The sequence below is a fragment of the Hymenobacter sp. BT18 genome (assembly GCF_012273015.1).
GTDB lineage: Bacteria > Bacteroidota > Bacteroidia > Cytophagales > Hymenobacteraceae > Hymenobacter > Hymenobacter lutimineralis.
The window spans coordinates 3,255,570-3,269,394 of sequence record NZ_CP050954.1; the positions used below are offsets into that span (position 1 = coordinate 3,255,570).

At 58.9% G+C, this 13,825-nt stretch carries 14 protein-coding genes; 4 read left to right on the top strand and 10 right to left on the bottom strand.

Features of this window, described 5'->3' with window-relative positions; genetic code table 11:
• Positions 1-40 precede the first annotated feature (40 nt).
• A complete protein-coding gene (locus HER32_RS13970; RefSeq protein WP_168682304.1) occupies positions 41-1,024 on the top strand; it encodes an L-threonylcarbamoyladenylate synthase in 984 nt (327 codons plus the stop codon).
• A 200-nt stretch (positions 1,025-1,224) separates the two neighbouring features.
• Here HER32_RS13970 and HER32_RS13975 read toward each other — a convergent pair whose 3' ends face one another.
• The 10 genes from HER32_RS13975 to HER32_RS14020 all read right to left on the bottom strand — a co-directional run bounded on the left by HER32_RS13975 (position 1,225) and on the right by HER32_RS14020 (position 11,907).
• Positions 1,225-2,013, bottom strand: coding sequence for a hypothetical protein (locus HER32_RS13975; protein ID WP_168682305.1), 789 nt, complete (start codon positions 2,011-2,013; stop codon positions 1,225-1,227).
• Positions 2,014-2,276: 263 nt separating this feature from the next.
• Positions 2,277-2,468, bottom strand: coding sequence for a hypothetical protein (locus tag HER32_RS13980; RefSeq protein ID WP_168682306.1), 192 nt, complete (start codon positions 2,466-2,468; stop codon positions 2,277-2,279).
• Positions 2,469-2,698: 230 nt separating this feature from the next.
• A complete protein-coding gene (gene clpB, locus HER32_RS13985) occupies positions 2,699-5,314 on the bottom strand; it encodes an ATP-dependent chaperone ClpB (protein WP_168682307.1) in 2,616 nt (871 codons plus the stop codon).
• A gap of 146 nt (positions 5,315-5,460) precedes the next feature.
• Positions 5,461-5,934, bottom strand: a complete 474-nt coding sequence (locus HER32_RS13990; RefSeq protein WP_168682308.1) for a HEPN domain-containing protein — start codon at positions 5,932-5,934, stop codon at positions 5,461-5,463.
• A gap of 17 nt (positions 5,935-5,951) precedes the next feature.
• Positions 5,952-7,130 (bottom strand): DUF262 domain-containing protein, encoded by a 1,179-nt coding sequence (locus tag HER32_RS13995; RefSeq protein ID WP_168682309.1) that lies wholly within the window; start codon positions 7,128-7,130, stop codon positions 5,952-5,954.
• A 138-nt stretch (positions 7,131-7,268) separates the two neighbouring features.
• A complete protein-coding gene (locus HER32_RS14000; protein WP_168682310.1) occupies positions 7,269-7,964 on the bottom strand; it encodes a hypothetical protein in 696 nt (231 codons plus the stop codon).
• A 672-nt stretch (positions 7,965-8,636) separates the two neighbouring features.
• Positions 8,637-9,575, bottom strand: coding sequence for a DUF808 domain-containing protein (locus tag HER32_RS14005; protein ID WP_168682311.1), 939 nt, complete (start codon positions 9,573-9,575; stop codon positions 8,637-8,639).
• A gap of 158 nt (positions 9,576-9,733) precedes the next feature.
• On the bottom strand, positions 9,734-10,483 hold the full coding sequence (gene bla / locus HER32_RS14010) for a subclass B1 metallo-beta-lactamase (protein WP_168682312.1): 750 nt from the start codon (positions 10,481-10,483) through the stop codon (positions 9,734-9,736).
• Positions 10,484-10,731: 248 nt separating this feature from the next.
• Entirely contained in the window at positions 10,732-11,280 is a 549-nt protein-coding gene (locus tag HER32_RS14015) for a hypothetical protein (RefSeq protein ID WP_197748838.1), read from the bottom strand.
• A gap of 51 nt (positions 11,281-11,331) precedes the next feature.
• On the bottom strand, positions 11,332-11,907 hold the full coding sequence (locus tag HER32_RS14020; RefSeq protein ID WP_168682313.1) for a hypothetical protein: 576 nt from the start codon (positions 11,905-11,907) through the stop codon (positions 11,332-11,334).
• 336 nt (positions 11,908-12,243) lie between these two features.
• Here HER32_RS14020 and HER32_RS14025 point away from each other — a divergent pair, with 336 nt between their 5' ends.
• The 3 genes from HER32_RS14025 to HER32_RS14035 are packed head-to-tail and all read left to right on the top strand — an operon-like array spanning position 12,244 to position 13,723.
• Positions 12,244-12,477: a hypothetical protein gene (locus tag HER32_RS14025; RefSeq protein WP_168682314.1), complete on the top strand. Its 234-nt coding sequence runs from the start codon at positions 12,244-12,246 to the stop codon at positions 12,475-12,477.
• Complete coding sequence (locus tag HER32_RS14030) at positions 12,470-12,973, top strand: DUF2243 domain-containing protein (RefSeq protein WP_168682315.1); 504 nt, start codon at positions 12,470-12,472, stop codon at positions 12,971-12,973. Before HER32_RS14025 ends, HER32_RS14030 begins: the two co-directional genes overlap by 8 nt.
• Before the next feature lie 18 nt (positions 12,974-12,991).
• Complete coding sequence (locus HER32_RS14035) at positions 12,992-13,723, top strand: DUF72 domain-containing protein (RefSeq protein WP_197748839.1); 732 nt, start codon at positions 12,992-12,994, stop codon at positions 13,721-13,723.
• Positions 13,724-13,825: the final 102 nt, after the last annotated feature.

Genomic DNA, 13,825 nt, shown 5'->3' on the forward strand with positions numbered 1-13,825 from the left:
GGTCCGCGCCCCAGCTACACGGGGCCGTTTTAGCTGTGTTATGGAAACTTTGCTGGGCACCGACCTAAACTACGCCGCCGCCTTGTTGCGGGCGGGCGAGCTGGTGGCCATTCCCACCGAAACGGTGTACGGACTGGCCGGCAACGGCCTGCGGGAGGAGAGCCTGCGCCGCATTTTCGAGGCCAAGGGCCGCCCGCTCAGCAACCCGCTGATCCTGCACTTTGCCAGCGCCGCCCACTTGGCTGGCTATGTGCGGCCCGAGGCCGTGCCCGCTGCCGCTCACACCTTGCTGGCCGCCTTCAGCCCCGGCCCGCTCACGCTGCTGCTGCCCCGCGAACTGGCGGTGGTGCCCGACATGGTGACGGCCGGCCTGCCCGACGTGGCGGTGCGCATTCCGGCGCATCCGCTGCTGCGGGAGCTGCTGGTCCGGCTCGACTTTCCGGTAGCGGCTCCCTCCGCCAACCCCTTCGGCTACATCAGCCCAACCTTGCCCGAGCACGTGCTGCGCCAGCTGGGTGGCCGCATTCCCTACATCCTCGATGGGGGCCCCTGCCAGGCGGGTATTGAAAGCACGGTGGTGGGCTTCGGGCCCGCAGGCGAGCCGGTGGTATACCGACCCGGGGCTATTTCCCTGGAAATGCTCCAGGCGGTGGTGCCGGAAACACGCCTGCGCACGGCCGCCGAGAAGGCGCAGCGGGCGGCCAGCCCGGGCTTGCTGCCCTTCCACTACTCGCCCCACACGCCCTTGCAGCTTTTCGGCCCCGGCCTGGTGGAGGTGCCGGCCTTCGACCCCACTGTTACTGGAGCCCTCACCCTGCGCGACCCGGTACCGGGCCTGCCCTTAAACCAGCAAGTGGTGCTGAGCCCCGGCCGCGGCGACCTGGCCGAAGCCGCCCATGGGCTCTACGCCGCCCTGCACCGCCTCGATGGCCTGGGTTTGCGCCAACTGCTGGCCGAGCGGCTACCGCAGACCGGCTTGGGCGTAGCCCTCAACGAGCGGCTGGAGAAAGCCGCCGCGCGGTAGCCGGTTACCATAGAACAAAACCAAAGCCCCGCTGGCAGTGTGCCGGCGGGGCTTTGGTTTTAAGGCAGCGGAGTCTATTACACTGTTGACCGAGTCCTTACTTCCATGTTCTCCTTGTTGTCAACTTATACCGCTTAGGGCTTGGTATCTATAAACTGTGGCCGCTGCTGGCGCATAGGAACTGAGTCCCCTGAGGTAAGCTAGTGCGCTTTGGGCAGGCCCAGCAGGTAGAGCTTTTTTGCTTTGCCCGCGATGCGGCCGGTTTCCCAGGTGTAGTCGGCTGCTTGCAGTCCTTCGAGCAGCATAGCCATATCCGCTAGTGTATAGGTGCGGGCGTTGGAAACGGCGCCGTCCCAGGTAAAGCAAAGCGGGATAACCGGAACTATATAAGTGAAAAACAGCTGCCGGAGGGTGAGGGGCCGCGCAAAGGGCGTGATGAACAGGGCCATCAGGAAGTTGGGCAGCAAGGCCAACCACCACAGGCTAATCGGGAAGCTGTTGTCGCTGATTTCATACACGCAGATGGGCTGGTGCTGGTCCCGGGCGTCCTGTAGAATGCCGCGCGCTACCTCCGGCCGCATGTGGTGCAGGCTGCAGATCATGGTGCGCACACCGCGCAGCTCCGCATCTACGCGGGTGGCATCGATGGAGCGAGTTTCGTAGCGGAGGCCTGCTTGGGGCTGGCGGTTGATGGCTGCGGCCAGTTCCAGGTTTGGGTACAAGTCGGTGAGGGTGAGCTGCAGGTGCTGCCGGCCGGGCTCTTGCTTTAGCGCCTGGAACGCTTCCAGCATGGGGCCGCCGCTGCCCGAGCACAGGTCCACGATGGCCGCGCTTTCCGAGTGCGCCAGGGCCCGGTTGAGCAGCTGCTGCAAGTCCGCCGACGAGCCCAGCAGCTTGTGCATAACCACAATCAGCCGCGTTAGGCTGATGCGCAGGGTGTTAGGAAACCAAGCGAAGTCTTCAAACTCAAACAGGTGGATGCGTTTCATGTTGCTAGCGGCAAGCGGAAGACAGCGCCGCGCCGCAAACCAGCCAGCGCGGCAAAATCAGCTCCTATGCGGACGGCCATCTGGGCTACCAGTTACGAGCTGCTTTTGCCGCGGCAACTTACGAGGCCGCATCGGCAAGGCCTAGGAAATTTTGAACAGCGCAGTGGTACGCAAATCTTTGGCAGCAGCTGGGAGCTGGGCGTGGGGCTTCCGTAGCAGTGGAGATGCTTCGACTTCGCGGACGCTAGATGAAGCAGGACGTTCTATTCCTGCCCGAGCTCCTGGCTATCCTCGTTTTCCTTCTTGTCTACCTGCTCCGTCTGGGGTTGGGTATTGATAAACCGTTCGCGCTTCTGGTGAATGGGAGCGGCACCCGTGAGGCCTACGCCCGCGGCAGCCAGTAGGAGCATGGCAATTAAGCCAAGGAGGCGGAGGTAGCGTTTGAGGGTTTCCATAGCTTGGTAGGCTGTGAGGAGTAAGTGCGAAAAGCTCTTTCCACCTTTAGAACGTCATGCTGAGCGGAGTCGAAGCATCTCTACCGCTTCGTTGACTCGGTGCAGGCGAAGCGGTAGAGATGCTTCGGCAAGCTCAGCATGACGACCGTTTTTGATTGGTGGCCTTAGTGAGTAAAAAAAGCCCTGCCAGTATGGGTACTAGCAGGGCTTTTTATCAGCCATTTATGAGCTTACACGCCGGGGATTTCCACGTCCACGTTGTTGAAATGCACTTGTCCGTCTTCGAGCACGGCTTCCACCACGGCGTCTTTCGAGACTTTGCCGCTTAGGATTTCCTTGGACAGCTCATTCAGGATTACCCGCTGCAGCACGCGCTTGAGGGGGCGGGCGCCAAACTGCGGGTCGAAGCCCTGCTCGCCTAGGAAATCCAGCACCTCATCGGTGGCTTCCAGGCGGATGCCGGCTTCTTCCAGGCGCTGCTGAATCTGCTTGAACTGGATGTCGACGATGCGGCGGATTTCCTTGCGCTTGAGCGGCTGGAACATCACGATTTCGTCGATGCGGTTCAGGAACTCGGGGCGCATGTGCTGCTTGAGCCGCTCTACCACTTCCTCGCGGGTGCGGTCCACCACTTCCTCGTGGTTGTACTCATTCAGCTCCTTGAAATTGCGCTGAATGATGTCGGCGCCGGTGTTCGAGGTCATGATGATGATGGTGTTCTTGAAGTTCGCCACCCGACCCTTGTTGTCGGTGAGGCGGCCGTCGTCGAGCACCTGCAGCAGGATGTTGAACACGTCGGGGTGGGCCTTCTCGATTTCGTCGAGCAGGATGACCGAGTAGGGCTTGCGGCGCACGGCCTCGGTAAGCTGCCCGCCTTCGTCATAACCCACGTAGCCGGGAGGCGCCCCGATCAGGCGCGACACGGCATGGCGCTCCTGGTACTCGCTCATGTCGATGCGGACCATGCTGTTCTCGTCGTTGAACAGGTACTCGGCCAGGGCTTTGGCCAGCTCCGTCTTACCGACGCCCGTCGTGCCGAGGAAGATAAACGAGCCGATGGGGCGCTTGGGGTCCTGCAAGCCGGCGCGGGAGCGGCGCACGGCGTCGCTGATGGCCGCAATGGCTTCCTGCTGACCGGCTACGCGCTTGCCCAGCTCGGCTTCGAGGTTGAGCAGCTTCTCGCGGTCCGACTGCAGCATCTTGCTCACCGGAATGCCGGTCCACTTGGCTACCACCTCGGCAATGTCCTCGTGGGTTACCACTTCCTGCAGCATGGAACCGCCGTCCTTGTTGGCGTTGGCCTGCTCCTGCAGGGTCTTCAGCTGGGCTTCGGCTTCCTGGATTTTGCCGTAGCGCAGCTCGGCCACGCGGCCGTAGTCGCCCTGGCGTTCGGCCTGCTCGGCTTCCACCTTGAAGCGGTCAATGCTTTCCTTGACGGTCTGGATGTTGGTCAGCACGTCTTTTTCGCCTTGCCAGCGGGCTTTCAGCGAGTCGCGCTTTTCCGACAGCTCGGCCAGCTCCTTGTTCAGGACGGCCTCGCGGTCCTTGTTTTCCTCGCGGCGGATGGCTTCGCGCTCAATCTCCAGCTGCATGATGCGGCGCTGCACCTCGTCGAGCTCCACGGGCATGGAGTTCAGCTCGATGCGCAGCTTGGCTGCGGCTTCGTCCATCAGGTCGATGGCCTTGTCGGGCAGGAAACGGTCGGTGATGTAGCGGCTCGACAGCTCCACGGCGGCAATGACGGCATCGTCGGTGATGCGCACCCCGTGGTGCAGCTCGTACTTCTCCTTGATGCCCCGCATGATGCTGATGGCGTCCTCAATGGTGGGCTCGTCTACCATCACGGCCTGAAAGCGGCGCTCCAAGGCCTTGTCTTTCTCGATGTACTTCTGGTACTCCTTGAGGGTGGTGGCCCCGATGGCGTGCAATTCCCCGCGGGCCAGGGCGGGCTTGAGCAGGTTGGCCGCGTCCATGGCGCCGTCGCCGCCCGCGCCGGCCCCGATCAAGGTGTGCATCTCATCAATGAACAGGATGATCTGGCCTTCGGAGTCGGTGACTTCCTTGATGACGGACTTGAGGCGCTCCTCGAACTCGCCCTTGTACTTGGCGCCGGCGATGAGCAGACCCATATCGAGCGACATGATGACTTTCTCGCGGAGGTTTTCGGGCACGTCGCCGGCTACGATGCGCTGGGCCAAGCCCTCCACAATGGCGGTTTTGCCCACGCCGGGCTCCCCAAGCAGGACGGGGTTGTTTTTGGTGCGGCGCGAGAGAATCTGGAGCACGCGGCGGATTTCCTCGTCGCGGCCGATGACGGGGTCCATCTTGCCGGTGCGCACCTGCTCGTTGAGGTTGCGGGCGTAGCGGTTCAGGCTCTGATACTGGTCCTCGGCCGACTGCGAGGTGACTTTGCGGCCGCCCCGCAGCTCTTTGATGGCGGCTTTGAGGTCTTTGAGGTTGAAGCCCGTGTCCTTGAGCAGGGTGGCGGTGGCGTCGCGGCCATCGACCAGGGCCAGCAGCAGGTGCTCCACGGCTACGTACTCGTCGCCGAACTCCTTGAGGAAGTTGTTGGCGCGCTGCACGGCGTTGGCGGCCTCGTTGGCGAGATAGGGGGAACCGCCGCTCACTTTGGGGTAGGCTTCTACCAGGGCATCGAGGCGGGGGGTGAGGATATTGAGGTTGGCGCCGAGCTTCTTGGCGAGGAAGCCGGTCACGTTTTCATCCACCTGAAAGAGGGCTTTCAGGAGGTGGCCCGTTTCGATGGCCTGCTGCTGATAGCCGCCGGCAATTTCGGTGGCCTTCTGCACGGCCTCCTGGGCCTTGATGGTGAAGTTATTGAAGTTCATAGCTGCTAGGTCTTAGTAGGTGGCTTCGAGTTGGAAGCTCTACGAAGCGACTAGCAAACGGGGTGCGAGAAGGGTTTTGCTGACTTTTTGGCAGAAAAATAAAGTATCATAATTGGAATAACGGAAGTAATGTCACTTTGCAGCTATTATATTGGGAACAATATGGACTTTATATAATCAAATACTTCAATTAGCTTTTTATAGTATCCCTGTAGACTAGCGAAGCTTAGTGAAGAATCTTTACCATGAGCAATCAAATGCCTTTGTGCTACAATACTATTGATTGCTTCCTTTCTACCTTCCTCATTCATGTAATCTTGAACATCAGTAGCCCATTTTGAATCAAAATATCCAACAATGACTACTATTTTCTCTGCTTTTACATTTTGAATAGCGTCGAGTTGGGTTGTTAAAAATTTATAAACTCGGATATTGTGACTGTGCCCCTTGCAATACTCTACAAATAATTTTGGTATAGCAACTTCAATAAACCCAGCACACCGAACACATAAGTACCTTGCCCAATGCGCCATCATTTCATCATCTTGATTGCATGCTATACCTGCCTGGCTGAATAAATAATCTAATCTGTTTTTATATGATGTTATTTCTCGTGTCATTGATTTAATAATTATAGCTAGGCAGAAAATGCTTTTAGTGCTTTATCAAATCTAAATGCTACATTCTGTTCATTAGCAGTAGCTTTTGAGACGCTTTTTGTAAATTCCTCATCTGTTAATAAAGATTCGTACTTTGAACGGGTGGAAAAAACATCAAGCGAAGGTAGGTTTAAAGCTACTGCTACTGCTATAGAATCAAAGACTGCGGCATTAACAACTTTAGATAGGCGAAAAGCTCGTTTGCCCATTGCATTATGAACTAAATCCATTGTCATTTTAAATGCAATAACACCTTCATGCATTTCTTGCGCCATTTTAGTTCTATATCTAATACTGAATCTATTAATAAAATCACTCATTGGTTGGCTATATTTATCTTTCATGTAATAAAAAGCAAGGAAACGAAGTATAAGTTCTTGGTCCTTGAGGCGTGTATTGGCCTTCCCAAATATGCTTCTCCAACTTGGATGCTGATTCATGTCTCTCACGGTATTCATCAATTCGCCGTGATATACAGCAGCGCGTATTTCCTGTGCCGATAATTTTCTGCCCCCATTATTCAAACGCTCAAAGATGTGGTAAATACTAGTATCCTCATCATCAGGTGTTTCTTGTTTTACAATTGTAGCGTGAATAATAGAATCGTTCAGCCTTCTTTTATCCTCTTCATCGAGCGTTTCATATGTTTTTCCAAGAAAGCGCTTTTGCACAGCAGTGAGTTGAAACACTTTTCCTGTTAATTCGGAATTTGGCTTGAATACGCCATCGAAGAACAACTTAAGAGACTTAAGTCTCTGTTGGCCATCTATTACCAGTAATTTATTAGTGCTTCGCTCTTTTGCTAAGAAAACGCCGGGAACTGGCAGGCCTAATAGAAGAGACTCTACCAATCTAGAGGCTTCATCTTGATTCCATACGTAAGCGCGCTGAAAATCGGGAATAATGACGTCTTTTCTATTCAATCTTTTGACCAATCCTTCAACATCATAATCAGCACCATAGCTGCTTATCTCATAAGTTTGCGGAGCTACTTCTTCATCAATTGATGAATCATCCTCTACTGAGAAATCCTGATCAAAAATTCCTTCGAGCTCTAGTTGCACTCCTGCTGCCAATTTTTTACTAGCGGCGGGAAGCAGCTCAGACAGGTTGCTAACCGCCTCGGAGACATTAACTTTTTCTTTTTTTGGCTGCATAAAAGGTCTATCTATTTTAAAATTGTTACTCTGCTAGTTAAGCAATTTATAACAATGATAGGTGAGTTTAACAGGTCGCAGTGAGCTACAAAGAGGAAATCGTCTCTCCAACTGCGGGGCGCTGTTATAAGCTACCTGTTACCCCGGCTGCTCCGGCGTCTCTACGTTGCCTTTGTGGCTGCCAGGGCGGTCTACTACGATGCGGGCGGCCTGGATGCGCTGGTAGAAGGCGGGGGCGGAGCGGGCGTATTTGCGCAGGCTGCGTTCGAGGCGGTCTTCGAGCAGGGTGGCAAGCTGGGCGAACTGGTCTTTGATGGCGAGGCGGGCGGCTTTGCCTTCGCTGATTTGCTGGCGCGGGTCGTTTTTGCCGCCGTTGAAGCTGGTGAGGGCCGTTTGCAGCTCGGTGAGGCGGGCGGGGGTGAGGCCGTAGTCGGCGAGGGCGGTTTTGTGGGTGGTGGCCTCGTCGTAGATGTGCTGGGCAATATCAACCAGGGCCGTGGCGCGCAGCTCGTAGAGGGTGGAGTAGTTGTAGTCGGCGCTGGTTTGCAGGGTGCGGTTCTGCTGGTCGGTGGCGTAGCTGTACACGTCGCCGGCTACTTCGGCAGCGGCGGTTGCAAGCAGTTCGCGGCGCTGGGTTTTGGTTTTGGAGGCGCCTTGGCTGGCGGTGCGCAGGCCCTGCTGGCGCAGGGGTTTGAGGGCGGCGAGCAGGGCGTCGAGGTCGGTGCGGATTTTCTGCAGGGCCTTGTCGGCGGTGTAGGTAGGGGCGGCCTCAGCCAGGGCAGCAGACACGTTTTCGGCGGCCGTGAGGCGGTTGTCTTGTCGGGCGGTAAGCATAAGTAAAAGGAGGAATAAAGGATGAGAAATGAAGAATGCGACAGACGGCAATAGGCGAATAAGGTAGCGGCGCGATAATGGAATAAGAATAGCGGATTGCGGCGCTATTTCAAAGCACCGACCGGGAAAACCCGGTGCTGGAGCCGGAACGCCTGAAACCGGGGCCGGGACGGCCGTGTCCGCACCCGGAACCTGTGAAACATACCCCGGAACGACCGGCGCCGGGGCCGGAACGAGTAAAACATGCGCCGGAACACTTGGAACAAAGGCCGGAACCAATGAAACATAGGCCGGAGCGCCTGAAACCGAAGCCGGAACCGTGAAACATACCCCGGAACGACTGGCGCGGCAGCCGGGACTTTGGGAATCCGGTGACGGGCGTTTTGCTATGCGTGCGGCGGGCTTTTGGCGAGCAAGGGGCGGCCGTAGGCGGTAAGCGGGAAAGCGCGGCGGCTTGCACGGCAGGCGCGTTCAACGTCAGGACGCGGGCAGCCTCTGCCCAACTGGCATGGGGCTTCCGCTGGCTCGGCTGCGCTCAGCAGGACAGCCCTCGTTTTTTACTGCCTACGGTGTTTGTTGTTGGTTGCGGCGCATAGCCTGGCTGCCTGGGTGCGGACTTAGCCCAGGTTTCGCCAGCAGCCAGTGCAGCGCGAAGAAGCTACCAGAAATTGCTTAGGCCGCCTGTTCCTGTTTGCCTTTGCCGAATAGCTTCTTGGCCACCAGCACCAGCTTCTCCACCACGAAGCCAATGAGCAAGCCGCCCAGGGCGCAGCTCAGGGCTTTGGCCAGCCAGGCCACGATGGGCAGGTGGGCCAGCGACACTTCCAGCTCGTGGAGCAGGTGGGCGGTGAAGGGGATGCCGTGGGCAATGATTTCGGCACCCACCCACAGCATGGCGGCGGTACCCACGTAGCTGAGGATGTTCAGGAAATGGGGCATGAACTTGACGAGGCCGCGCCCGAATTTCTGGGTGCCGGGGTGAAATTTGTCCTGGGCCAGGTGGACGCCGAAGTCGTCGGCCTTCACGATGAGGCCCACAAAGCCGTACACGGCCACGGTAATGAACACGGCCACGGCCAGCATCACGGCAATCTGGTTGGTGAGGGGTTGGTCGGTGACCTGGCTGTAGGCAATGGCCATGATTTCGGCCGACAGGATGATGTCGGTGCGCACGGCCCCGGCCACCCGCTCCTGCTCCAGCTCCTCGGGGGTAATGGTTTTTAGCTGCTCGGTTTCGGCCGTTACCTCGGGGTGCTTGCTGAACATGCCATGCACCTTCTCATAGCCTTCGAAGCATAGGTAGGCGCCGCCCAGCATGAGAATGGGCGTAATGGCCCAGGGCGCAAAATACCCGAGCACCAGGGCGGCGGGACTTAGAATAAACAGCTTGTTGATCAGGGACTTTTTGGCTATCCGGTAAATAATGGACAGCTCCCGGGAGGGGTCGAGGCCCACCACGTACTTGGGCGTCACGGCGGTATCGTCGATAACAATGCCGGAAACTTTGCCGGTGGTCTTGGCAATCTGGGCGGGCACGTCGTCGAGACTAGCGGCGCTTACTTTTACCAAAGCGGAAATGTCGTCCAATAGCGCGAAAAACCCTGATGCCATGTAGTCTGTGGTTGTGACGTAAATCTTGTTTTCAGCTGAGTACGCGTTTTGGCGTCGAATAGCTGCGCAGCAAGTTAGGGCTGATTTCGGCAACCGAGCCGCGCACGGCGGAGCGGCGGGATGTAGATCAGGCGGGCCGGCCAGGAGCGGCCGCAGCATCAGGGCTGCTGAAAAAGCCGGATGGTGTAGTCGAGCAGGTCGGGGCCACCCACGGCGCCGTGCCCGGGTACTACCACCTGCACGGTGGGGTAAGCCTGCTTTACCCGGGCCACCGTGGCGGGCCACGCCGGCACGTTGGCATCGGCCAGGTTGCCCTTGCCCGCCTGCAGCTCCTTGATCAGGCAGCCGCCAAACAGTACTTCGTCGGCGGGGAAATAGCCGACCACATTGTCGCGGGTGTGGCCTTCCCCAAAAAAGGTGACGTACACCCGGGCCGTGCCTACCTTGAGGGTGAGGCGGCCGTTGAAGCCGCGCTGGGGCACGTGGAACTGGTGCTGCCGGGCGTAGGCAATAGTCTTTTTGTGGGCGTAGGAGGGAATGTGCTGACGCTTAAACTCGGGGAGGCCGCCCACGCAGTCTTCGTGAAAGTGGGTGGGCACCACGGCCTTCACCCGGCAGTGCAGCTCCCCGTTTATCCAGGCAAGTAGCTCCCGGGCCTCCGGGTCGCCGGTGGGCGTATCGAATACTACGGACTCTTCGCCGCTTTTCACCACCAGGCCGTTGCAGGGCACTTTGCCAAAGGTCTGGGTTTGCAGAAAAGAGGTATGCACGTAGCTGTTGGGCGCTACCTGCGTGATGGTCAGGGTGGCGGACTGGTAGACTATTTTTTCGGAGCCGGAAGCCCGGGGCAGGTGAGTGCCGGAGCTGACAACGGCGGCCAGAAGGGAAAGAACGAGCAGGAAGTTCATGAGCGGGGATAAGCGGAAAGCCTGGTTGGCGGCCTCCAAGATACTCCGAAGGCGTGGTGCCAGCTCCAGGGGTCTTGGTTGCCCAACGCATCCAAACGGCCAGTCACCCGGTTTGGACCTACCGTTTTGCTGCGCTACTGCACAGCAGGCCGGCGGCACCGCCATGCATGAAGGCGGCTGCGCGGCTCCTGCCCCGGCTGTGGGGAGTAGCTGCGCAGCCGCCTTTAGGTGCTGGTAGCAGCGGGTACTTAGGCGGCCTGCTGTTCCGTCGCGCCAGCACGGCGGAACAGCAGGGCCGAGGCCACCCACAAGCCCGCAAACAGGGTATTCAGCACCACTACCCACAATACTCCCATTGTTAATTCAGGCCGCCAGATGAGCATAGCCACGAACGGCACGGCAACGTGCGCCAGCGCCGTGGCAAACAGGGCCCGCGCCATCCCCTGTGGCCGAAGCTGGGCCACTACGGCGCCGATAAACCCCACCACTAGTACCCCGCCGTACAGCAGGTTGGCGGGGTTGTCTTCATTGCCGATAAAGCCCACCGCCAGGTTGCCCCACACGAGCAGCAGGGCCGCCGCTACTGCTACCCCTACCGCCAGCTTGTAGGCGCGGGGGCGGGGGCGGCTGGCCACGAGCAGAAACACGAGCCCCGTGCCCAGCAGCAGTACACCAGCCACGACAAAATCAGCTACTCTCCAGTTGACGCCGGTATTGAACTGCATGGCTACGAGGGGAATAAGTAAGAGGAACGCGGTGGCCATGACCAGGCGCAGCAGGTTTTTATTGAGAGTCATAACAGGGGGCTGAAAGGTTGGAGGATGCAGGTAGTTGGGGGCGTGGTTGGGCTAGGCCAGGCGCGGGGTAGAGGACGCGTCGGTGTTGCTGGCCCGGCGGAACAGCAGCCCGGCTACCGCCCACAGCGCCGCGAACACGCCATTAGCAACCAATACGTTCACGAAGTAGGCCGAGGGCTCCTCGGTGCCGGGGGCCGGCGGCCACACAAACATGGCAATGGCAGTAACGACCAGATACGTAAGCGCCGCCGCAAACATGGCGTTCGACAGGCCCCGGGGCTGGAAGCGGGTCACCACCCCCCCAATGACGGCCACGCCCAGTACTGCGCCATACAAGAGGTTGGCGGGGTTGTCGTTGCTCCCCACAAGCCCCACGGCGGCATTGGCCCACACGAGCAGCAACCCGGCCAAGACGGCTACGCCGGCAGCCAACCGGTAGGTGCCATTGTTGCCCATGCGGGCAATGAGCACAAACGTGAAACCCGCGCCGAATAGCACCACGCCGCCAAACACGAAGTCAGACGGAGTCCAGTTTACTTCGGTGGTGTACTGCATAGCCACCAGCGGGATGAGGAGCAGCAAGGCCGTAGCCAGCGCAACCCGAACAAGGCTTTTGGTGAGAGACATGATGGTAGAAATAAGAGAGGTGGTTGAAAACAAGTGCCTGGGCAACTACATGGTAGCCAACTGCTTTAAGCAGTGGACCCGGAATGATGCAAAGGATGTAAAAGAACTTTGTATTTCAAAGTTAGATGCAAATAAAATATTGCTCTTCGCTACAGCTGCTTCCGGATAAGAGAAATGCGTGCCGCCACAACAACCCGCTCAGGCTACGTTTGCCGACCCCGATGACGAGGCAGAATTGGGTGCGACGCCTGGGGTGGATTAACCTCGACGTTAACTCCCCGCTGCCCGGCTGCGTTTCACTGGCTGCACCGCTGTTACTGGCTGGGCTATCTGCCAATGAAGCTGTTCCTGAATTTTTGCGGGCTTTTCCTAGTCCTGCTGCCAGCCAGTACCTGGGCCTGCCCGGTGTGCCGGCCGCGGGTGCAGGCGGCCATTCACGGCCCTGGCTTCGCCCAGCAACTTGGCATGCTGCTGCTGCCGGTGGGCGTGTTGCTGCTGGTAGGAGTAGGCGTGTTTTTCGCTCCCGCCATTCGCCGTCGTTTCACGTTTACCCCCGCCCCGCATGACTGACTCTAGCACGCTGCACCGCGCGCCCCTGGTAGCGGCCGGGTTGTTACTTGGGGCGGGCCTGGGCGGTTTCGTGGATGGTATTGTGCTGCACCAGATCCTGCAGTGGCACAACATGCTCTCGAACCAGCTCCCACCCGACAACCTGATTAATGCCAAGGTGAATATGTACTGGGACGGGGTATTTCACGCGGCTGTGTGGGTGCTGACGGCGGTAGGACTGCGCCTGCTGTGGGCGGCCGGGAGCCGGGCCGACGTGCCGTGGTCGGGTCGTACGCTGGGGGGTGGGTTGCTGCTGGGCTGGGGCTTGTTCAACGTGGTAGAGGGGCTCATCGACCACGCCCTGCTGGGCTTGCACCACGTGAATGAGTACGCCGCTGACAAGCTGCCCTGGGATATGGCCTTCCTGGGGTTTGGGGCGCTGCTGCTGCTGGCTGGCTACGGGCTGGTGCGGGCCGGCCGCCACGACACGGCGGTGCGCGGCACGCGTAGGACTTAACCCTCTATTGCATCTATTATGCTGCCTGACTGGTTTATTGGCTGCTCTGGCTACCACTACCGCCACTGGAAGGGCGCATTCTACCCCGAAAAGCTGCCCCAGCGGCGGTGGTTTGAGTTCTACAGCCAGCACTTCAGCACCCTGGAGCTGAACGTGACGTTTTACCGGTTTCCGCAGCTCTCGTTTGCGGAAGGCTGGTATGCGGCTAGCCCACCGGGTTTCCGGTTTGCCGTGAAGGCCCCGCGCCTGATTACGCACTACAAGCAGTTCCATGATACGGCCGGGCTGCTGGCTGATTTCTACGGCACCCTGCAGGAAGGGCTGCGCGAGAAGCTGGGGCCCGTGCTGTTTCAGCTCCCGCCCAAGGCTGCCTATACCGAGGAGCGGCTGGCCCGTATCCTCGACAGCCTGGACCCGGCCTTTCGCAACGTGCTGGAGTTCCGCCACCCCAGCTGGTGGACGGGGAAAGTGTACCAGGCCCTGGCTGCCCGCGGCGTCAGCTTCTGCGGTCAAAGCCACCCCCTGCTGCCCGACGAACTGGTGCGCACCGCGCCCGTGGGCTACTACCGCCTGCACGGGGCCCCCGACCTGTACCGCTCGCCCTACTCCGAGGGGTTTCTGCGCCGGTTGGTGCAGGACGTACAAGAGCCCGGAGCACCGCTGCAGGAAATGTACTGCTACTTCAACAACGACATCGACGCCTCCGCCATCGGCAATGCCAAGCAACTGCGGGCCCTGGTGGGGCAATAAGTCTCTGCGGCTCGGAAAGATAGTGCGGTTCGCTCCATCAACACGAAAGCGGGCGTGCTCCAAGGAGCCGGCCCGCTTTCGTGTTGATGGATATAAATTCAA